This is a genomic window from Kitasatospora sp. NPDC085464 (genome assembly GCF_044541955.1).
Classification (GTDB): domain Bacteria; phylum Actinomycetota; class Actinomycetes; order Streptomycetales; family Streptomycetaceae; genus Kitasatospora.
This window is the reverse complement of the sequence record NZ_JBITTM010000002.1, coordinates 37,640-55,653: the sequence shown is the minus strand read 5'-3', so window position 1 is coordinate 55,653 and position 18,014 is coordinate 37,640. Positions and strand designations below refer to the sequence as shown.

Annotated in this window: 16 protein-coding genes and 2 pseudogenes; 12 read left to right on the top strand and 6 right to left on the bottom strand. The window is 75.2% G+C overall.

All coding sequences use genetic code 11. The features are described from left to right. Positions 1 to 83 precede the first annotated feature (83 nt). Both ACIGG8_RS01935 and ACIGG8_RS01930 read left to right on the top strand, forming a co-directional pair. Positions 84 to 1,157 (top strand): hypothetical protein, encoded by a 1,074-nt coding sequence (locus ACIGG8_RS01935; RefSeq protein WP_396544844.1) that lies wholly within the window; start codon positions 84 to 86, stop codon positions 1,155 to 1,157. A gap of 247 nt (positions 1,158 to 1,404) precedes the next feature. Next, positions 1,405 to 2,796, top strand: coding sequence for a C40 family peptidase (locus tag ACIGG8_RS01930; protein WP_396544842.1), 1,392 nt, complete (start codon positions 1,405 to 1,407; stop codon positions 2,794 to 2,796). 50 nt (positions 2,797 to 2,846) lie between these two features. Here the strand turns inward: ACIGG8_RS01930 and ACIGG8_RS01925 are convergent, their stop codons facing one another. Next, the gene (locus ACIGG8_RS01925) at positions 2,847 to 3,170 is read right to left on the bottom strand and encodes a hypothetical protein (RefSeq protein WP_396544840.1); all 324 of its coding nucleotides are present in this window, start codon (positions 3,168 to 3,170) and stop codon (positions 2,847 to 2,849) included. A gap of 128 nt (positions 3,171 to 3,298) precedes the next feature. Between ACIGG8_RS01925 and ACIGG8_RS01920 the strand changes: the two genes are divergently transcribed. Further along, complete coding sequence (locus tag ACIGG8_RS01920; protein WP_396544838.1) at positions 3,299 to 3,820, top strand: GNAT family N-acetyltransferase; 522 nt, start codon at positions 3,299 to 3,301, stop codon at positions 3,818 to 3,820. 40 nt (positions 3,821 to 3,860) lie between these two features. After that, positions 3,861 to 5,141: a GNAT family N-acetyltransferase gene (locus ACIGG8_RS01915; protein ID WP_396544836.1), complete on the top strand. Its 1,281-nt coding sequence runs from the start codon at positions 3,861 to 3,863 to the stop codon at positions 5,139 to 5,141. Positions 5,142 to 5,279: 138 nt separating this feature from the next. Here ACIGG8_RS01915 and ACIGG8_RS01910 read toward each other — a convergent pair whose 3' ends face one another. After that, on the bottom strand, positions 5,280 to 6,080 hold the full coding sequence (locus ACIGG8_RS01910; RefSeq protein ID WP_350521702.1) for a TetR family transcriptional regulator: 801 nt from the start codon (positions 6,078 to 6,080) through the stop codon (positions 5,280 to 5,282). A gap of 183 nt (positions 6,081 to 6,263) precedes the next feature. Between ACIGG8_RS01910 and ACIGG8_RS01905 the strand changes: the two genes are divergently transcribed. Next, positions 6,264 to 6,803, top strand: coding sequence for a GNAT family N-acetyltransferase (locus ACIGG8_RS01905; protein WP_396544834.1), 540 nt, complete (start codon positions 6,264 to 6,266; stop codon positions 6,801 to 6,803). A gap of 79 nt (positions 6,804 to 6,882) precedes the next feature. Here ACIGG8_RS01905 and ACIGG8_RS01900 read toward each other — a convergent pair whose 3' ends face one another. The 3 genes and pseudogenes from ACIGG8_RS01900 to ACIGG8_RS01890 form a co-directional block, all read right to left on the bottom strand. Next, positions 6,883 to 7,362 carry a macro domain-containing protein gene (locus tag ACIGG8_RS01900; protein ID WP_396544832.1) on the bottom strand — a complete coding sequence of 160 codons (480 nt, stop codon included), beginning with the start codon at positions 7,360 to 7,362 and terminating at the stop codon, positions 6,883 to 6,885. After that, positions 7,305 to 7,475 (bottom strand): annotated as a pseudogene (locus ACIGG8_RS01895) (hypothetical protein); the annotation flags it as partial. The gene ACIGG8_RS01900 and the pseudogene ACIGG8_RS01895, both read right to left, overlap by 58 nt. Before the next feature lie 310 nt (positions 7,476 to 7,785). Continuing rightward, positions 7,786 to 8,667: pseudogene (locus ACIGG8_RS01890) on the bottom strand (MFS transporter); the annotation flags it as partial. Positions 8,668 to 8,904: 237 nt separating this feature from the next. Here ACIGG8_RS01890 and ACIGG8_RS01885 point away from each other — a divergent pair. Then, positions 8,905 to 9,885: a LysR family transcriptional regulator gene (locus ACIGG8_RS01885; protein ID WP_350521698.1), complete on the top strand. Its 981-nt coding sequence runs from the start codon at positions 8,905 to 8,907 to the stop codon at positions 9,883 to 9,885. A 192-nt stretch (positions 9,886 to 10,077) separates the two neighbouring features. On the opposite strand, the gene ACIGG8_RS01880 is transcribed toward ACIGG8_RS01885, so the two are convergent. Further along, positions 10,078 to 10,689, bottom strand: coding sequence for a YceI family protein (locus ACIGG8_RS01880; RefSeq protein WP_396544829.1), 612 nt, complete (start codon positions 10,687 to 10,689; stop codon positions 10,078 to 10,080). Positions 10,690 to 10,883: 194 nt separating this feature from the next. Between ACIGG8_RS01880 and ACIGG8_RS01875 the strand changes: the two genes are divergently transcribed. From ACIGG8_RS01875 to ACIGG8_RS01850, 6 genes are all read left to right on the top strand, one after another. After that, positions 10,884 to 14,216: an SNF2-related protein gene (locus ACIGG8_RS01875; protein ID WP_396544827.1), complete on the top strand. Its 3,333-nt coding sequence runs from the start codon at positions 10,884 to 10,886 to the stop codon at positions 14,214 to 14,216. Beyond that, positions 14,213 to 14,413, top strand: coding sequence for a hypothetical protein (locus tag ACIGG8_RS01870; protein WP_396544825.1), 201 nt, complete (start codon positions 14,213 to 14,215; stop codon positions 14,411 to 14,413). Before ACIGG8_RS01875 ends, ACIGG8_RS01870 begins: the two co-directional genes overlap by 4 nt. 33 nt (positions 14,414 to 14,446) lie before the next feature. Beyond that, on the top strand, positions 14,447 to 15,385 hold the full coding sequence (locus ACIGG8_RS01865; RefSeq protein WP_396544823.1) for an RNA polymerase sigma-70 factor: 939 nt from the start codon (positions 14,447 to 14,449) through the stop codon (positions 15,383 to 15,385). A 34-nt stretch (positions 15,386 to 15,419) separates the two neighbouring features. Further along, entirely contained in the window at positions 15,420 to 16,592 is a 1,173-nt protein-coding gene (locus tag ACIGG8_RS01860) for a MerR family transcriptional regulator (protein ID WP_396544821.1), read from the top strand. A gap of 131 nt (positions 16,593 to 16,723) precedes the next feature. Beyond that, positions 16,724 to 17,527 (top strand): alpha/beta fold hydrolase, encoded by an 804-nt coding sequence (locus ACIGG8_RS01855; RefSeq protein WP_396544819.1) that lies wholly within the window; start codon positions 16,724 to 16,726, stop codon positions 17,525 to 17,527. 78 nt (positions 17,528 to 17,605) lie between these two features. Continuing rightward, positions 17,606 to 18,013 (top strand): helix-turn-helix domain-containing protein, encoded by a 408-nt coding sequence (locus ACIGG8_RS01850; RefSeq protein WP_396544817.1) that lies wholly within the window; start codon positions 17,606 to 17,608, stop codon positions 18,011 to 18,013. The last annotated feature ends 1 nt before the right edge of the window (position 18,014 follow it).

Genomic DNA, 18,014 nt, shown 5'->3' with positions numbered 1-18,014 from the left:
CGTTGACCCGTGTTGGAGGCCCGTTGGGCCCCGGGCCATGTCACCGCAGGCAGGACGCAGGACCAGGAACGAAGGTAAGTCGCATGACCACACTGTTGGACAGCTACCGCGAGCACATCGTCAACGCGCACAAGCAACCGCTGTTCCTGCTGCTGGTCGGCTTCATCACGTCGTTCGTCTTCATCCGGTTCAGCGTCCGGATGATCCGCGCCCAGGTGCGCTGGTGGCCCGGCAACGTGACCCCCGGCGGCCTGCACATCCACCACATGGTGTTCGGCCTGGGCTTCCTGCTGCTCGGCGGCATCGGGGTGTTCGCGACCTACGGCGGGCAGCCGTGGATGGACTGGTTCGGGCTGGCCTTCGGCATCGGCTGCGGCCTGGTGCTGGACGAGTTCGCGCTGATCCTGCACCTGGACGACGTGTACTGGAGCGAGCAGGGCCGCAAGTCGGTGGACGCGGTGATCTTCGGGATCCTGTTCACCGCCCTGCTGCTGATCGGGTACGTGCCGTTCGGCGCGCTGCCCGGCGAGGACACCAGGTGGGGCCTGATCGCGGTCATCTCGGTGAACGCGCTGGCTTCGGTGATCACCCTGATCAAGGGGAAGATGTGGACCGGCCTGCTCGGGATCATGGTCCCCGGTCTGTCCTGGATCGGCGCGATCCGGCTGGCCCGGCCGAGCAGTCCCTGGGCCCGCTGGCGGTACTCCGCGCGCCCCCGCCGCCGGGCGCGCGCGCTGCGGCGCGAGCGCCTGCTGCACCGGCGCGCCGACCGGGCGCGCACCTGGCTCTTCGACCTGATCGCCGGCGCCCCCGACAAGGTGCCCGCCAACCACCCCGCCGCCCACCGCGTCGCCGAGCGGATGGCCGCCCGGGCCACCGCCCACCTCGACGCGCACGCCGCGCGGGGGCTGGCCCGCCGCCGGGCCAGGCTGGCCGACCGCCGCTCGGCGGCCGCCGCCGGCGCCACGGCCAAGCCGCCGACCGGCGACGGCCAGACGTCCGCGGCCGGTCCGGTCCGCACCCACCGGGCGCAGCAGCGCCGCCGTACGGTCCGGGCCGGGCGCAGCCGGACCTACGCCGTCGCTCCGACCGGGCTGGAGCGCCGTCCCGAGCGACACCCCCGGCTGCGGACGCACACCCGCCGGGTCCGCCGGTAGTTCGTGCACCGCGGGCGTCCGGTCGGAGTCGTGTTCGGGTCGGATCATCTGATGGTCACTCGACCGGCGGAGCGCTTTGCCGGTGCGCAGGCCGCCGGAATTGAGAACATGACGTCGTGTGACCGTTCTGTCACATGAGGGGATGATTCGTCGGACTCCCGGACTCCCGGACTCCCGGCCGCCCGCCGCCCGTGCGCCGTGCGCCGTCCGCCGCCGTCCCCTCCGGACCCGTGAGAAGGGACGTCGCGTGGCGCGCAGGCTCCTGTCGACCCTCCTGTTGTCGCTCACCGCCCTGTTCGGTCTGCTCCCCACCGCCCAGGCCGTCGCGGCCGACGGCGATCCGGCGGCCGGCCGGGCCCGGGGCGAGGAGCCGTACCCGAGCACCGAGGCGATCGACCGCGCCCGGGCCGAGGCCGACGGCAAGGCCTCCTCGGTCGCCGCCCTGGAGACGGCGCTCACCGCCGCCCGGACCGACCTGGACCGGGCCGGGCGCAGCGCCGGACACGCCGTCGAGGCCTACAACGGCGCCCGGCTCGCCCTCACCCGGGCCCGGGTAGAGGAGAGCGCCGCCGCGCGGCGCGCCGCCGTCGCCGAGGCCGAACGGTCGGCCGCCGCCGAGGACGCCGCCCGGCTCGCCGCCGAGACGTACCGTCAGGGCGCGGGCGCCGAACTGTCCGCGCTCAACGCGCTGCTCGGCTCCCACGGCGCGCGCGAGGCCGGTGACCGCGCCGCCGCGGTCCGCCAGGCCAGCGAGCGCACCCGGCAGGTCCTGGACGCCGCCACCTCCACGGCCGCCGCCGCCCGGAGCGCCTCCGCCGCCGCCCGCACCGCCACCGCGGCAGCCGAGAAGGCCGCCGCCGAGGTCGGCGCGGCCCGGGCCCGGGCCGAGGAACGGCTGGCCGCCCAGCAGGGCGAGGTGGCCGCCGCCACCCGGCACCGCGAGCAGCTGCTCACCGAGCTGGCCGGCGCCCGGAACACCACCGTCGAGCTGGAACGCAGGCGCCGCGAGGCGCTGGAGGCGATCGCCGCCCGCGAGGCCGAGGCCGCCGCCCGAGCCGCCGCCGAGCAGGCCGCCCGGGAGGCGGAGGCCGCCGACGCCGCGGCAGCCGCCGCCAAGGCCTCCGCCGTGCCGCCGGTCGAGCCGCCCGCACCGGCGCCCGCACTCCCGCCCGCACCGGCGCCCGCCGTTCCGCCCGCACCGGCGTCCGCCGAGCTCTCCGCCGAGCCGTCCGCGATGCCGTCCGCCGAACCGCCGGCCGAGCGGCCGTGGTCCGCCGAGGGCGCGGCCGCGGCGGTCGCCTTCGCCAAGTCCAAGATCGGCCTGCCCTACGTCTGGGGCGGCGAGGGGCCGGGCGGCTACGACTGCTCCGGGCTGACCATGATGGCCTGGCGCGAGGGCGGTCGGCAGCTCAACCACTTCGCGGCCGACCAGTACGCCCAGAGCACCCGGATCGGCTACCGCCAGCTGCGCCCCGGGGACCTGGTCTTCTGGACGGACACCGGGCAGGCCGCCGACATCTACCACGTGGGGCTCTACATCGGCGACGACCAGATGATCGAGGCCCCGCGGGCGGGCATGCCGATCAAGCAGGCCAGCCTCTGGATCATGGGCACCCCGGACTTCTACGCCCGGCCGTGAGCACCGGCCGCGAGCATCGGCCGTGATCACCGGTCGCGTCGTCGGTCGCGTCATCGGTCGAGCAGGACGCCCAGTTCCTCCCGGCGGGCGCGCAGCCCGAGGCCGGTCCAGATCCAGGCCGCGCAGAGCGGGAGCGTCAGCAGGACGACCGCGACCGCCCCGCCGATCCGGCCGATGACCTCGGAGTCGCAGACCTCCTGCAGGTGGAAGCTGCCCGGCGCGTAGAAGGCCGGGGACCCGCAGTCCCCGCCGGCCGAGGAGAGGAGCAGCCAGGCCGCCCAGAGCCAGCCGGCGAGCGTCAGCGCGCCCAGCGCCTTCACGGTGGCGCTCCGGCCCTCGTACTCCTTCAGCCTGCGGAGGTACTCGTCGTCCATGGCTCCCCCTCGGGAGATCGTCCGTCCGTCACGTGGATGAGGGCACGAGGATGGCAGGAAGGCGATCCCCGCCACCAATGTCGGTGGTCGGGGTTAGCGTGGTCGCTCGACCGTTCTGAGGAGGCGTCATGCTGCTGCGCGATGTTCGGGCGGAGGATGTCGAGGCCTACATCCGGATGCGCTGCGACCCGGTGATGATGGCCGAGCTGGGCGGGCCGTTGCCCCGGGAAAGGGTGGAGGAGCGGCTGCGCAAGGACGTGGTCGAGGCGGCGGCGGACCGCTGCTGGGTCAAGATGATCGTCCCGGACGGCTCCGGGGACGGCGAGGCCGCGGGCACGGTCAACCTCTGGTCGGACGAGGAGGACGGCGGGACGGTCTCCGAGATCGGCTGGATGGTGCTGCCCGCCTACCAGGGCCGCGGGCTCGCCAAGCGGGCCGTCCGCCGGGTGCTGGACGCCGCGGCCGAGGACGGACGCTGGGGCGAGGTGCACGCCAACCCCGGGGTGGCCAACGGCCCGTCCAACGAGATCTGCCGGGCGCTGGGCTTCCGGCTGCTCGGCGAGCGGGACCTGGGCTTCGCGGACCGGATCCTGCGGACCAGCCACTGGGTGGTGGTGCCGGGGGAGCACGTCGGGTCGGACACGGAATAAATCGGGTGCTGCCGCCGGGGGGCCGCCGTACCGTGGCCCCATGGGCAACAGCATCGATCACGCGACCGTCGACACCGTGGACGGGCTCCGGGTTCGGCCCGTCTCCGAGGACGAGGTGCCGGCCTGGGACCGCGCGCTGGCCCTCGGATTCCTGCGCCCGCACGTGGCGAGCGCGGCGGACGTGCGCCGTCGGCAGTGGCAGCCGGGCCGGCTGCTGGCCGGCTTCGACGGCGACCGTCAGATCGCCACCTTCCGCAGCTTCGACGCCGAGTTGACCGTCCCCGGCGGGGCCGTCATCACGGCCGACGCCATCAGCCACGTCACGGTCAGCGCCACCCACCGCCGCCGGGGCCTGCTCAGCACCATGATGCGCCGGGACCTCGCGGCCGCCGCCGGGCGCGGTACGGCCGTCGCCATCCTGATCGCCGCGGAGTACGGCATCTACGGCCGGTTCGGCTTCGGCCCGGCCACCCGGGGCGCCGGCTTCCGGGTCGACCTGCGCCGCGCCCGCGGCCTGCGCGAGGGCCTGCCGGGCGTCCCCGGCGGCCGGATCGACTTCGTCACCATGGCGGAGCTGCGCGAACTGGGCCCCGGCCTGCACGACCGCTGGCGGCGCACCCAGCCGGGCGCGATCGACCGCGACGAGCTGTGGTGGCAGCGCAGCACCGGCGAGCTCCGGGTGCCCGGCTTCGACTTCAAGGAGCCGTTCGCGGCCGTCCACCGGGACGCCGACGGCGCGGTCACCGGTCTGGTGGTCTACCGGGTCGACGACAAGTGGGACGGCGACTACCCCGACTGCACGCTCACCGTCGAGGAGTTCACCGCCCTCGACCTGCCCACCACGGTCGAGCTCTGGCGCTTCCTGTTCTCCGTCGACTGGGTGGCCCGGATCGCGGTGGCCAACGCCTCCCCGGACGACCCGCTGCCGCTGCTGCTCCGGGACCGGCGCGCGGCCACCCCGCACGAGGAGAGCTCGGACTACCTGTGGCTGCGCGTGCTGGACGTCGAGGCCGCCTTCGCCGCCCGGACGTACGCCGCCCCCGGCCGGGTGGTGCTGGAGGTCGACGACAAGCTCGGCTTCGCGTCCGGCCGTTGGGCGCTGGAGGCCGCCGCGGACGGCACCGGCCGCTGCACCCGCACCACGGACGACGCCGACCTCGCCCTCGGGGCAACGGAGTTGGGCTCGCTCTACCTCGGCGCGGAGACGGCCCCGCGGCTGGCCGCGGCCGCGCTGGTCACCGAGTTGCGCCCGGGGGCGGCCGCCGCAGCGGACCTGCTGCTGCGCACTCCGCTGCAGGCCTGGAACCCGGACAACTTCTGAGCCGCATCGATCGGCCCCGATCCGCGGGGACGCGACATCCCCGGGACGCGACATCCCCGGCGATCAGGCGGGACGCGACGGAGGCCGGCCCCGCCGTGGGGCCGGCCTCCGTCGTCTCCGATTCGCCTCCGTCGGCCGCTACTTGACGGCCGTCTTGCCGATGGTCGGCAGGATGAAGTCCTGGATCAGGCCCTTGGCGTCCCGGACGATCGGTCGGAAGACCCGGTAGCGCGACAGGTTGATCACCCGGGCCGCCAGCGGCGTGGAGCGCCGGACGAACTCCCTGGTCCGCTCGGTGTCCGGGGTGCGGTCGAAGACCCAGTAGAGCACCACGATCATCAGGTGCAGCCACAGCACGTCGGGCAGCAGCTCGACCAGTTCGGCGTCCAGCTTGGGCGCCAGTTCCGAGCCCTGCAGGACCTCGCGGAACAGTGCGACCGCCGTGGCCCGGGCCGGGTGGGACTCGTTGGAGAACGGGCTCAGTGAACTGGTCGGGTCGGCGGCGGTGCGGAAGAACTGCGCGGAGAACTCGTGGTACGGCGCGGCGGTGTCGAGCCAGGAGGTGAGCGCGATCTGCAGCCGCTCGGAGAAGTCCCGGGTGTGGGCCATGCGACGCCTGGCGTCCTCGGCGTGGTCGTAGGTCATCCGGTCGTAGAACCCCTGGATCAGGAATTCCTTCGCCGAGAAGTAGTAGTAGGCGTTGCCCACCGACACGCCCGCCTCGGTGGCGATCGCGCGCATGGTGGTCTTCTCGTAGCCCCGCTCCTGGAACAGCCGCATGGCCGTCTCCAGGATCAGCGCCCGGGTCGCCTCACTCTTGTCGGTCTTCGGCTGCGCCCGGCCGCCGGGCATGGGCCCGCCCTCCGTGCCGGGCGCGGCCGAATCCTCGGCCGTACCGTTCTCGCCGTCCGTTCGGTTCGTCGCTGCCAGGTCGTCCACGGGAACGAGCCTAGCCGGAGACCAGGTTCCAGCCGGTGTCGGTGTTCGTGGCACCGGATGTCCCCTCCGTACCCGGTGCCACGACCACCACCCCCCGTGATTCGAACACGTTCAAAAGGCTGGCAGAACTGTAGACGCTTCGGTTGAACATGTTCAACTCCATCTGTGTGGGAGGGTGGTCACATGATCAGGGCAGGAGAGGTCCTCATCCGGCGAGGCGGGACGCAGGACTCGGAGTCGATCGCCGAGCTCCACGCCCACAGTTGGCGTACCGCCTACCTGGGGATCGTCCCGGAGGAGGCGCTCGGCGACGGGCTGGTCGGCCAGCGGCGCGAACTGTGGGAGCTGCGCCTGGACGCGGACTACGGCGAGCCGGAGAACACGCCCGAACTGCTGGTGGCCGAACGGGACGGGGAGCCGGCCGGGTTCGTCTACCTCGTCCCGCAGCCGGACGGCCGGGTGCTGATCGACAACCTGCACGTGCGCCCCGGTCTGACCGGTGGCGGCATCGGCCGCGTGCTGCTGGCTGCGGCCCGTGCCTTCGTCGCCGAGCGGCACCCCGGGGCGGAGCTGTTCCTGGAGGTGCTGCGCGACAACACCCGCGCGATCGCCTTCTACGAGCGCGAGGGCGCCGTGCGGGTCCGGGCGCAGGAGGGTGTCTTCCCGGGCGGCTTCCTGCTGCCCGAGTACGTGTACGCCTGGCCGGGTCGGTCGGAGTCGTAGCCGGGCCGACGGGGACAGGGGCGGAGTTCGGGAGTCCAGGGACGGGGCTCAGGGCCGGGAAGGGCCCCGAGCGGGGTGGTCAGTCGAGGTCGTAGACCGTCACGGGCACGCCGCGCGCCGTCAGCCGGGCCGTGACCAGCGGCTCGACCTTCGCCCAGCGCCCGCCCGCCAGTCCGCAGCCGATCCGCGGCATGTGGACGGAGGCGCCGAGCCCGAGCGCGTGCTCGGCCAGGGCGGCCAGCCCGGTGTCGATCGCCTCGTACCGGACCGGCACCCCGGAGGAGCGCCCCGTCCGGATGCCGCGTTGGCCGACCAGGTTGGCCACCCAGACGTACGGCTCGACCTGCACCAACTGCAGGGCGCCGAGGCCGAAGTCGTTCTTCGCCCGCTCCCGGTGCCAGCGTCGGAACGCGGCCTCGGGCTCGGGCCAGCGTCTGGAGAGCGCGAGCACGAAGCCCTTGCCCCAGCCGCCGAGATCGTTGCAGACGTGCGCGATCACCTTCACGCCCTTGCCGAGGGGCGTGGTGGCATCGCCTCGGACGTAGGTGATTTCCGCCATGACTCGAAGTTAGACGGAGGCACTGACAACCCGCTCGGGATTTTTCGCCGCGGCGTCAGCCGTGCGACCCGGAGTCGCGCCCTCCGGAGCCGGGTCCTCCGGAGTCGAGTCCTCCGGAGTCGAGTCCTCCGGAGTCGAGTCCTCCGGAGTCGAGTCCTCCGGAACCGCCGTCGACGGCCGGGCTGTCCGCAGGTGTCGCCGACCGGCGAGCGCGATCAGCAGCGCGAGCCCGGCGGCCGAGGCAGGCAGCGCGTAGCCGGTGCCGGGGGCGGCGTGCTCGGCGATCGTTCCGGCGAGCGCCGCGCCGGCCGAGATGCCGACCACGATGCCGGACACCGCCATCGCCATCCCCTCGTTGAACTGCCGTTGCGGCAGCAGCTCCTGGACCAGCGTCATCCCGGTCACCATGGTCGGCGCGGTGGCCGTGCCGGCCGCGAACAGCACCACCCCGAGCACGCCGAGCCCGGCCCCGCCCAGCCCGGCGGCGAGCGGCAGCAGCAGCACCCCGACCATCGCCGACGCCCCCGCCAGGAAGCGCGTGCCCGGTGCCCGGCGCGGCGTCAGCAACCCGAACAGCAGCCCCGCCACACAGGATCCGGCCGCGACCAGGCCCAGCAGCGCGCCGGCCGCCGCCTTGTGCCCCAGCGCGTCGGCGTACGCCACGGTGGTGATCTCGGTCGCGCCGAAGACCATGCCGGTCGCCAGGAAGGTCAGCACCAGGACGCGCAGCCCGGGCACCCGCAGCGGGGAGCCGTGCCGCTGCCCGGCGGGCGTCCGCCGCGCGGTCGTGGCGGGGGGCAGCGGCGGTTCGGTGCGCCGCTGGGCGGCGAACAGCAGGGCGCCGGCGGTGCCGAGCGTGCCGGCGGTGACCAGCCCGGCCTCCGGGGCGAGCGTGGTGCAGAGCAGCATCGCGAGCACCGGCCCGGCCATGAAGCAGAGTTCGTCCAGCGCCTGTTCGAAGGAGTTGGCCAGGTGCCGGGCGGCCGGGTCGTCCCGGTACAGGTGCGCCCACCGGGAGCGGGCCATGCCGCCGAGGTTGGGTGTGGCGGCGCAGGCCGCGGAGCAGAGGTACAGCGTCCAGTCCGGCGCGCCGAACCGGACGCAGAGCAGCAGCCCGGTGAGCGGGACGGCGTTGTACAGCGCGGCCGGCACCGTGACCCGCGCCTGCCCGTACCGGTCCACGAGCCGTCCGATCAGCGGCATCCCGATCGCGCCGGTGACCAGTCCGGCCGCGGAGACCGTCCCGGCCAGCCCGTACGAGCCGCGCCGCTCGGAGAGCAGCACCACCAGCGAGACGCCGGTCATCGACAGTGCGACCCGGCCGAACAGCCCGGCCAGGGTGAAGGCGGCGGCGCCGGGGGCCGCGAACAGCCGCCGGTAGGAGGTACGAGCGGGGCGGGGACCGGCGGGGACGGCGCGCGGGGGCAATCGGGCTCCTGAACAGGAAGAAGGGGGATGCCCCACAGCCTCGCGGCAGCGGACGGGCGCCGTCCAACACCTGTTCCGCCGCACTGACAACACGCTGTTGTTAATCTGCCGCCCATGCCCCGTGACCTGCACCCCCGTCTGCTCCGCGGCTTCGTCGCGACCGCCGAGGCCCTGCACTTCGGCCGGGCCGCCGAGCGGCTGCACATCGCCCAGCAGGCGCTCAGCCGGGACATCCGCGCCCTGGAGGGGCTGCTCGGCACCGCGCTGTTCACCCGGACCACCCGCAGCGTCGACCTCACCCCGGCCGGACAGCGACTGCTGCCCCGGGTCCGCCGGCTCCTCGCCCTGCACGACGAGATCCTCGCCGACGCCGGCGGAGGCACCGCGGCCCGGCCGCTGCTGCTCGACCTCAACAGCGACGTCACCGGCCCGGACCTCACCGCCGACCGGGTGCTCGAACGGGCCCGCGCCGCCTGGCCCGAGGGCGAGTTGCTGGCCCGCTTCCACGGCGGCCTGGCCGCGGCCGCCGCCGAACTGCTGGCCCACCGGCTGGACGCCTCGTTCGGCCGGTTCGCCGGGCTGCCCGCCCCGGTGCGCGGCCGACTCGTCCAACTGCCGGTCCGGTTGGAACGGGTCTCGGTGATGATGGCGGACACCCATCCGCTGGCCGACCGCCCGGCACTGCGCCCGGCCGACCTGGTCGGGCACCCCGTCGACATCTGCGCGGGCAACCCGGCCACCACCGAGTGGGCCGACCTCGGCGCCCGGCTGCTGCGCGAACACGGCCTGACGGCGGCGGACCCGTACGTCCCACCGGTCGGCGTGGACGAGACCGCCCGCTACCTCGCCCGGCACGGCGATCCGATGCTGACCACGGTCGGCGGGCCGAGGATCCCCGGCACGGTGAACGTGCCGCTGGTGGACCCGGTGCCGCTGAGCCTGGTCAGCCTGGTGCACCGGCCCGACGAGCACCACCCGGGGCTGCGCGCGCTGGCCGACGCGGCCGCCCGACTGGGCGCGGTCGAGGGCTGGCTGCGCCGCCCGCCGGGCAGCTGGCTGCCGGACGCTGACGCGGCGCTGCTCCCGGCCGGGTGACGCGGCTCGGCCTGTCGCGGGGAGCCGGCCCGCGCCGGGCCCGACCGGGACGCGGGGGCCGGCGGGGACGAGGGAGCCGACGGGGGCACGGGGGCACGGGCCCCGACCGGGACAAGGGAACCGCCCCTGCCTCGGGGGGAGGGGCAGGGGCGGCGTACGGGGGCGGGCTGGGCCCGCCGGTGGGGGCCCGGGTCAGGCGGCCTTGACGGCGGAGATGTCGAAGTTGAGCTTGACCTTCTCGCCGATCAGCACGCCGCCGGTCTCCAGCGCCGCGTTGTAGGTCAGCCCGAACTCGGTGCGGTCGACGACGGCCTTGCCCTCGAAGCCGACCCGCTCGGCGCCGTAGGCGTCGGTGGCGCTGCCGGTGTACTCCAGGTCCAGGACGACCGGGCGGGTGGTGCCCTTGATGGTGAGCTCGCCGGTCATCCGGTAGGCGTGGTCGCCGAGCGGCTCGGCGGAGGTGCTGCGGAAGCGGATCTCCGGGTGGGCGTCGGCGGCGAAGAAGTCGCCGGTGCGCAGGTGCTCGTCGCGCTGGGTCTGGTTGGTGTCGATGCTAGCGACCTTGATCACCAGGTCGGCCGAGGAGTTGTGCGGCGTGGTGCCGTCCAGGTGCAGCTTGCCGTCGTACTCGGTGAAGCGGCCCTTGACGTTGGTCACCATGGCGTGGCGCACCGAGAAGCCGATCTCGCTGTGCGTGGTGTCGACCGCCCAGTCGCCGGTGAGGTGGGCGAGGTCGGCGCCGGCCGGGGTCTGGACAGCGGCGGCGGCGGGAACGGCGGTCTTGGTGCGGTTGAAAAGGCCCATGGCTCCTCCTCGGGTCCGAAGCCATTTGTTTAGGCTTCAACTTGTTGGCTCCAGCGTAGGGCAGTTTCGTTCAACTTTCAACCATGAGTCTCGGGCGAGTCCCGGACTTCATCCGAACGGCCCAGCGGACCGGCTCTGTCAGCCCTCCCGACTAGGCTGCGAAGGACGGTCCCCACCCGCCCGGAAGGCCCCCGATGTTCGTCCTGCACGCGCTCTGGCGGACGGACGGGCAGCTGGCGCTCTGGGCCGAGGACGCCCGCGCCCACCCCGGTGCCGCCGCCCACCCCGGCACCGCCGAGTCGCCGCCCGACCGGCGCCTCCCGCGCGCTCACCCGTACGCCTGCCCGCCCGGCGAACTGGCCGCCGTGCTCGGCGGCATCGGCCCCGGCCTCGGCTGGCTCGCCGGACAGGCCCCCGAGCGCTGGGCCACCCTGCTGCTGCCCACCGTCGGCTCGGCCCCCGCGCCCTCGCCCGACCTGCCCGTCACCCCGCCGCGCGGCGGCGCGGTGCTCGCCCCCTGGCGGGTGCCGGCCCTGCTCTTCGACGCCGGCGCCGCCGCCCAGCTGCTCGGCGAGGTCTTCGACCCGCACTGGGCCGTCACCAGCACCGACCTGCCCGGTGCCGGGCGCGTCGAGGTCGTCCACGGCCCCTCACTGCGCTGGCTCACCGGGGTGCACGACCTCGCCTGGCGGGCGGTCGGCCGGGGCCGGGTGCTGCCGCTGCCCGTCCTGGCCGACAGCCGCCCGCAGGCCCGCTGGCGGCCCGACCCCACCCCGGCCGGGCGCCGCGAGGCCGCCGCGCTCGCCGCCGGCTGCCCGCCAGTCCTGCTGGGGGAGTGGCCGCACGGCGCCGGCACCGGAGAGGCACTGCTGGGTGCCGCGCTGGGTGCGCTGGTGGACGCCGAGGCCCGCGCCGCCCTGGCCTCCGCGCCGCCCCTCCTCCCGGGCAAGGGCGGGTCGGCCCCCCGGGAAGCCGTCGCCGAGCGCTGGCTGCACGCCCTCACCACCCCCGACGGCCTCCTCGGCGACGTCCCGGCCGAGGGCTTCGCCGAGCTGCGCCGCCGGGTCGCCACCTGGTACGCCGCCGCCGAGCCCACCGACCCCGCGCTGCGGCTCTGCTTCCGCCTGGTCGAGCCGCTCGGCCCCGACCCCGACGACCCCGCGGGCAGCCCCTCCGACGACGCCTGGCGGCTGGAGTTCCTGCTCCAGGCGGTGGACGAGCCGTCCCTGCTGGTCCGCGCCGCGGACCTGCACGAGGGCGGGGCCGCGCACGCCGCCCTCGCCCGCAAGGCCGACGACCCGGCCGACGTCCTGGTCGCCGAACTCGCCCGCGCCGCCCACCGCTGGCCCGCCCTGGACGCCCTGCGCCACCGCTCCCGGCCGTCCGTGCTGCCGCTGGACCGGGCGGGCGCACTGGACTTCCTGCGCACCGGCGCGCCCGAACTCGCCGAGGGCGGCTTCGGCGTGCTGCTGCCCGCCTGGTGGCGCCGCCGCCCCCGGCTCGGGCTCGCCCTGCGCGCCACCACCCCACCCGCGCCCGGCTCGCTCGCGGTCTCCGCCCAGGTCGACCGGGACACCGTGGTCGCCTTCCGCTGGCAGGCCGCGCTCGGCCCGGACGGCGCCCCGCTCACCGAGCAGGAGCTGGCCGAACTGGCCGCCGCCAAGCAGGGGCTGGTGAGGGTGCGCGGCACCTGGCTGGAGGCCGACCCGGCCCAGATCGCCGCCGCGCTCGCCTTCCTCGCCGACCGGCGCGACGGCGTGCCCGCCACCGCCGACGTCCTGCGGCTCGCCCTCGACCCGCAGGCCTCGGTCGCCGGGCTGCCGGTCGTGGCCGTGCAACTCGACGGCCCGCTCGGCGACCTGCTCGCCGGGCGCGCCGACGCCGCGCCCGCACCGGTGCTGCCGCCGGACTTCCGGGCCGTGCTGCGCCCGTACCAGGAGCGCGGGCTGGCCTGGCTGCGAACGATGTCCGGGCTCGGCCTCGGCGCCGTCCTGGCCGACGACATGGGGCTCGGCAAGACCGTCCAGACCCTCGCCCTGCTGGCCGTAGAGCAGGCCGAGCAGGCCGAGCAGGCCGAGCGGGCCGAGCGGGCCGAGCGGGCCGAGCGGGCCGATCAGGCCGAGCCGTCCGGGGGCAGTGCCGGCCCCACCCTGCTGGTCTGCCCGATGTCCCTGGTCGGCAACTGGCAGCGCGAGGCCGAGCGCTTCGCCCCCTCCCTGCGGCGGTACGTCCACCACGGCGCCGGCCGCCTGGGCGCCGGGCAGCTCGCCGACGCCGTACGGTCCGCGGACCTCGTCATCACCACCTACGGGCTGGTCCAGCGCGACCTCGCCGCCCTGCGGGCGATCCGCTGGCGCCGGGTGGTCGCCGACGAGGCCCAGCACATCAAGAACACCGGCACCGCGCAGTCCCGGGCGATCCGCGCCCTGCCCGTCACCCGCCACCGGATCGCGCTCACCGGCACCCCGGTGGAGAACCGGCTCTCCGAACTGCACGCCGTCCTGGACTTCGCCAACCCCGGCCTGCTCGGCCCGGCCGAGCGCTTCAAGGAGCGCTACGCGATCCCGGTCGAGCTGCACCGCAGCCCCGAGCGCACCGCCGAACTCCGGCGCCGCACCGCGCCGTTCGTGCTGCGGCGACTCAAGTCCGACCCGGCGGTGGCGGCCGAGCTGCCCGCGAAGCAGGAGATGACCGTCTGGTGCAACCTCACCGCCGAGCAGGCCGGCCTCTACCAGGCCGTGGTCGCCGACCTGCTGCGCCGGGTCGAGGGGATCCGGGGCGTGGAGCGGCGCGGCACGGTGCTGGCGGCGATCGGCAAGCTCAAGCAGGTCTGCAACCATCCGGCCCAACTGCTGCACGACGGCTCGGCGTTGGGCGAGCGATCGGGCAAGGTCGCCCGGCTTGCCGAGCTGCTGGAGGAGGCGTCGGCCGAGGGCGACCGGACGCTGGTCTTCACCCAGTACGCCGAGTTCGGTGCGATGCTCCGCCCGTACCTGGAGCGCAGGCTCGGCGAGGAGGTGCTCTACCTGCACGGCGGTGTGCCCCGGGCGCGTCGCGAGGAGCTGGTCGAGCGCTTCCAATCCCCGGACGGGCCGCGGGTGTTCCTGCTCTCGCTGCGGGCCGGCGGCACCGGCCTCAACCTGACCGCCGCCAACCAGGTGATCCACCTGGACCGCTGGTGGAACCCGGCGGTCGAGGAGCAGGCCACCGACCGCGCATTCCGGATCGGCCAGCGCCGGGACGTCCAGGTCCGCCGACTGGTCTGCGTCGGCACCGTCGAGGAGCGGATCGACGAACTCCTCACCGCCAAAAGGTCGCTGGCCGAGACGGTGGTGGGGGAGGGGGAGCACTGGCTCACCGACCTGCCGACCGACGCGCTGCGCGAACTGGTCGCCCTCGCCCGGGAGGACGCCGTGGCCGAGGACGACGCCCCGGCCCTCGACGTTCCGGCCCGGGGCGCCGCAGCCCGGGGAGCCGCAGCTCGGGACAGCGCAGCCCGGGGTTCCATGACGGAGGAGGACGCGTGACCGAGCAGCCGGCCCCCGTGGTCAACGTCGCCGCCTACTGGCGCGGCGACTTCACCCTGAACCCGGCCCCGCCCGAGGACGGCCCGGACCGGCCGGACGAGCCCTCGCCGAGCCGGCTCGGCCGCTCCGGCATCACCGTCCACGGGCGGGACCTCGCCGTCCTGCTCGCCCCCGCGTACGAGGCCTTCCGGGACTGAGGGCCGCCACTACCGTGCGGTAACGTCCCGGGGATGACCGACAGCAACGACACCCGGCCGTCCGGCGGCCGGCCGGCCGACACCCGGCTGGCCGACTTCGAGCGGCACCGGCGGATGGTCTTCGGCATCGCCTACCGGATGCTCGGCAGCGTCGCCGACGCCGAGGACCTCGTCCAGGACACCTGGCTGCGCTGGAGCCGGGTCACCGGCGAGGTCGCGAGCCCCGGCGGCTTCCTGGCCCGTACGGTCACCAACCTCGCCCTCAACCGGCTGGACTCGGCCGTCGTCCGCCGCGAGTCCTACGTCGGCCCGTGGCTGCCCGAGCCGCTGGTCGCCGAGCCGGACGCGACCGACGGCGTCGAGCGGGCCGAGACCGTGTCGCTCGCCCTGCTGGTGGTGCTGGAGAGCCTGTCCCCGCTGGAGCGGGCGGTGTTCGTCCTCAAGGAGGCCTTCGGCTTCTCCTACCAGGAGATCGGCGAGGCCCTGGACCGCACCGAGACCGCCTGCCGGCAGGTCGGCAGCCGGGCCCGGGCGCACGTCCGCGCCCGCCGGCCCCGCTACGACGCCCCGCCCGAGCTGCGCCGGCGCGCCACCGACCGGTTCCTGGCGGCCTGTGTCGGCGGCGACCTCAACCGGATGCTGGAACTGCTCGCCCCGGACGTCACCACCTGGAGCGACGGCGGCGGCGTCATCCGCGCCGCGCTGCGCCCGGTCACCGGTGCCGAGAACGTGGCCCGCTTCACCCTCGGCGTGCTCCGCCAGCTGGGCGAGGACGCCGCCGTGCACCCGGTCCTGGTCAACGGCGAGCCCGGCCTGCTGGTCACCGTGGACGGCGCGGTCGACTCCGTCTCGGTGTTCGACTTCGTCGCGGGGACGGACGGCACGCTCCTGATCTCCGCGATCCGCGCCGTCCGCAACCCGCAGAAGCTGACCCACCTGGCCGTCCCCGGGGCCGGCGCCGAGCGGGCTTGACCCTCGACCAGGTCGAGCCCGCAGAGTCACCGGCATGGAGAGCGAGCTGCACAGCATCGGCGAGCTGGCCCGAGCCAGCGGCCTCGGCGTCGGCACCCTGCGCTACTACGACGGTGCCGAGGTGCTCGCGCCCGCCTGGGTCGATCCGCAGACCGGCTACCGCTGGTACCGGCCGGGCCAGCTCGCCGACGCCCGGCTGCTGGCCCGGCTGCGCCGGGTCGGCCTGCCGCTGGCCGGCATCCGCGCCGTGCTCGGCGCCGCACCCGGCAGTGGCGACGGCCGCCGGGTGCTCGACGCGCACCTGCGGCGGCTGGAGGACGGCCTCGCCGACGCCCGCCGCGAGCTCTCCCTGATCCGCGCGATGATCGACCAGAGGGAGCAGCCGATGACCACCGACCCCGCCGACCACCGCTCCACCGCCCCGGGCCACGCCGCCCCGAGTTCCACCGTCCTCGGCCCCGCCGCCTCGTGCCCCGCCGCCCCGTGCCTCACCGTCCCGGCCGGTGCGCTGGCCGCCGCCCTGGACGCGGTCCGCTTCGCGGTCGGCGGCGATCCCGAGCTGCCCTCCCTCGCCGGGGTGCTGTTCGAGCCGGACGGCCCGGTGCTGCGCCTGGTCGCCACCGACCGTTACCGGATGGCCTTCGCCGAGGTGCCCGCCTCCGGCGACGTGCCGGAGGAGCCCGTGGCCGGCACGATCGTCCCCACCCCGTTGGTGGACGCGCTCCGCGCCCTGCTGGGCCCGGGGAACGGCGAGGTCGCGCTCACCCTCGGCGGTGGCCTGGTCCGCGCCGAGACGGGCGGGCACCGCATCGAGGGCGCCGCCCCGGACCTCGACTATCCCGACCACCGGGCCGTCACCAGGTTCGAACCGGAACACCGGATCACCCTCCCCGCCGCCGACCTGCGCGCCGCCGTCGAGGCCGGGGCCACGCGGACCCTGCCCTCGGGCCCGCACGGCGCCGAGTGCGAGGTCACCGTCCTCACCCTGACCGGTGACGGCCGGCTGGCCGTCGCCGACGACGACGCCCCCGAGGGGTTCCGGGTGGCCGTCAACCGGGACTTCCTCCTCGATGCACTGGACGCCGGGCGCCCCGAACAGCTCCGGCTCGAACTCGGCGGCCCCATCGCCCCGCTGGCGATCCGCACCCCAGGCCGGGAGGGCACCTTCTCCGTCCTGATGCCCATCCGACTTCCCGAGCCCGCCTGACCGCACCGGTCAGGCACTGCCTGCCTGTCTGCCTGTTTGCCTGTCTGCCCGCCCGGCCGACGGTGCCCGCCCGGCCGACGGTGCCCGGCCGGACCGGTCCGGCCGCGCGGGGGCTCTGAGAGGATCGCCGCATGAGCCAGCGCACCGGTCGCCCCGGGTCCGAGGTCCACGTCCCCGCCCCCGGCGGAGGCCGGCTGTGGGCGGCGCGCGACGGCTCCGGCAGCCCGGTGGTGCTGCTGCACGGCTCCGGCATGGATTCCCGGCTGTGGGACGCAGTCCTCCCGGAGCTCGCCCGTCACCACGACGTGATCCGCTACGACGCCCGGGGGCTGGGCCGCTCGACCGAGCCGGAGCGGCCGTTCGACGACGTCGAGGACCTGCGCGCCGTCCTGGACCACTTCGCCCTGGCGAGCGCCGCGCTGGTCGGCCTCAGCATGGGCGGGGAGACGGCGCTGGACTTCGCCCTCGCCCATCCGGGCCGGGTGACCGCCCTGGCGCTGGTCGGCGCCTCGGTCAGCGGCCACGACTGGCCGGCGTCCCCCGGGACCACCGCCTACGCCGAGGCCCGCCGGCGGGGCGACGCGGCGGCCCTGGCCGAACTGGAGCTGTCCGTCTGGGCCGCCATGGGCCGGACGGCGCCGGGCGGCGAGCTGATCGCGGCGATGGTCGAGGAGAACACGGCGCGCCGCATCGTCAGCGAGCGCTACCTGGCCGGCGCGCCCGAGCGGTCCGCGGAGTCCCGCCTCGGCGAGGTCGGCGCCCCCACCCTGGTCCTCCACGGGGACCGGGACCACCCCGAGATCTCGGCGATCGCCGAGCGGCTCGCCGCCGACATCCCGGGCGCCCGGGGCCACCTCGTCCCGGCCGCCGACCACTACCTCCCGCTGCGCACCCCCGAACGGCTCACCGAGCTGCTGCTCGCCCACCTGTCCTGACCGGCCCGCCGGCCCGACACGTTTGCTCGCGCTAGCACCCTGCTTGCATTTGCAAGCAGGGTGCTGCACGCTGTCCGCATGGCCTCACTCAACGTCGGCTCGCTCGGCGAGTACATCCGGGAGCAGCGCCGCAGCGCGCAGTACTCGCTGCGGCAGCTGGCGGAGGCCGCCGGCGTGTCCAACCCGTACCTCAGCCAGATCGAGCGCGGGCTGCGCAAACCGAGCGCGGAGATCCTGCAGCAGATCGCCAAGGCGCTGCGGATCTCGGCGGAGACGCTGTACGTCCAGGCCGGGATCCTGGAGGAGCGGCGGGGTGAGGGCCTGGAACTGAGGGCCTCGATCCTGGCCGATCCGCTGATCAACGAGCAGCAGAAGCAGGCGCTGCTCGCGGTCTACGACGCCTTCCTCAAGGAGAACGCCGCTCCGGTCCCCGGTGCGACGACCGACGGCTCAGCCACCCAGAACACCCACCGGGAGGACCGGTAAC

Coding starts and splice junctions, on each gene's coding strand:
- ACIGG8_RS01935 (WP_396544844.1), top strand. CDS start 84: ATGACCACACTGTTGGACAGCTACCGCGAGCACATCGTCAACGCGCAC.
- ACIGG8_RS01925 (WP_396544840.1), bottom strand. CDS start 3,170: ATGGACGACGAGTACCTCCGCAGGCTGAAGGAGTACGAGGGCCGGAGC.
- ACIGG8_RS01920 (WP_396544838.1), top strand. CDS start 3,299: ATGCTGCTGCGCGATGTTCGGGCGGAGGATGTCGAGGCCTACATCCGG.
- ACIGG8_RS01915 (WP_396544836.1), top strand. CDS start 3,861: ATGGGCAACAGCATCGATCACGCGACCGTCGACACCGTGGACGGGCTC.
- ACIGG8_RS01905 (WP_396544834.1), top strand. CDS start 6,264: ATGATCAGGGCAGGAGAGGTCCTCATCCGGCGAGGCGGGACGCAGGAC.
- ACIGG8_RS01900 (WP_396544832.1), bottom strand. CDS start 7,362: ATGGCGGAAATCACCTACGTCCGAGGCGATGCCACCACGCCCCTCGGC.
- ACIGG8_RS01885 (WP_350521698.1), top strand. CDS start 8,905: ATGCCCCGTGACCTGCACCCCCGTCTGCTCCGCGGCTTCGTCGCGACC.
- ACIGG8_RS01880 (WP_396544829.1), bottom strand. CDS start 10,689: ATGGGCCTTTTCAACCGCACCAAGACCGCCGTTCCCGCCGCCGCCGCT.
- ACIGG8_RS01875 (WP_396544827.1), top strand. CDS start 10,884: ATGTTCGTCCTGCACGCGCTCTGGCGGACGGACGGGCAGCTGGCGCTC.
- ACIGG8_RS01865 (WP_396544823.1), top strand. CDS start 14,447: ATGACCGACAGCAACGACACCCGGCCGTCCGGCGGCCGGCCGGCCGAC.
- ACIGG8_RS01860 (WP_396544821.1), top strand. CDS start 15,420: ATGGAGAGCGAGCTGCACAGCATCGGCGAGCTGGCCCGAGCCAGCGGC.
- ACIGG8_RS01855 (WP_396544819.1), top strand. CDS start 16,724: ATGAGCCAGCGCACCGGTCGCCCCGGGTCCGAGGTCCACGTCCCCGCC.
- ACIGG8_RS01850 (WP_396544817.1), top strand. CDS start 17,606: ATGGCCTCACTCAACGTCGGCTCGCTCGGCGAGTACATCCGGGAGCAG.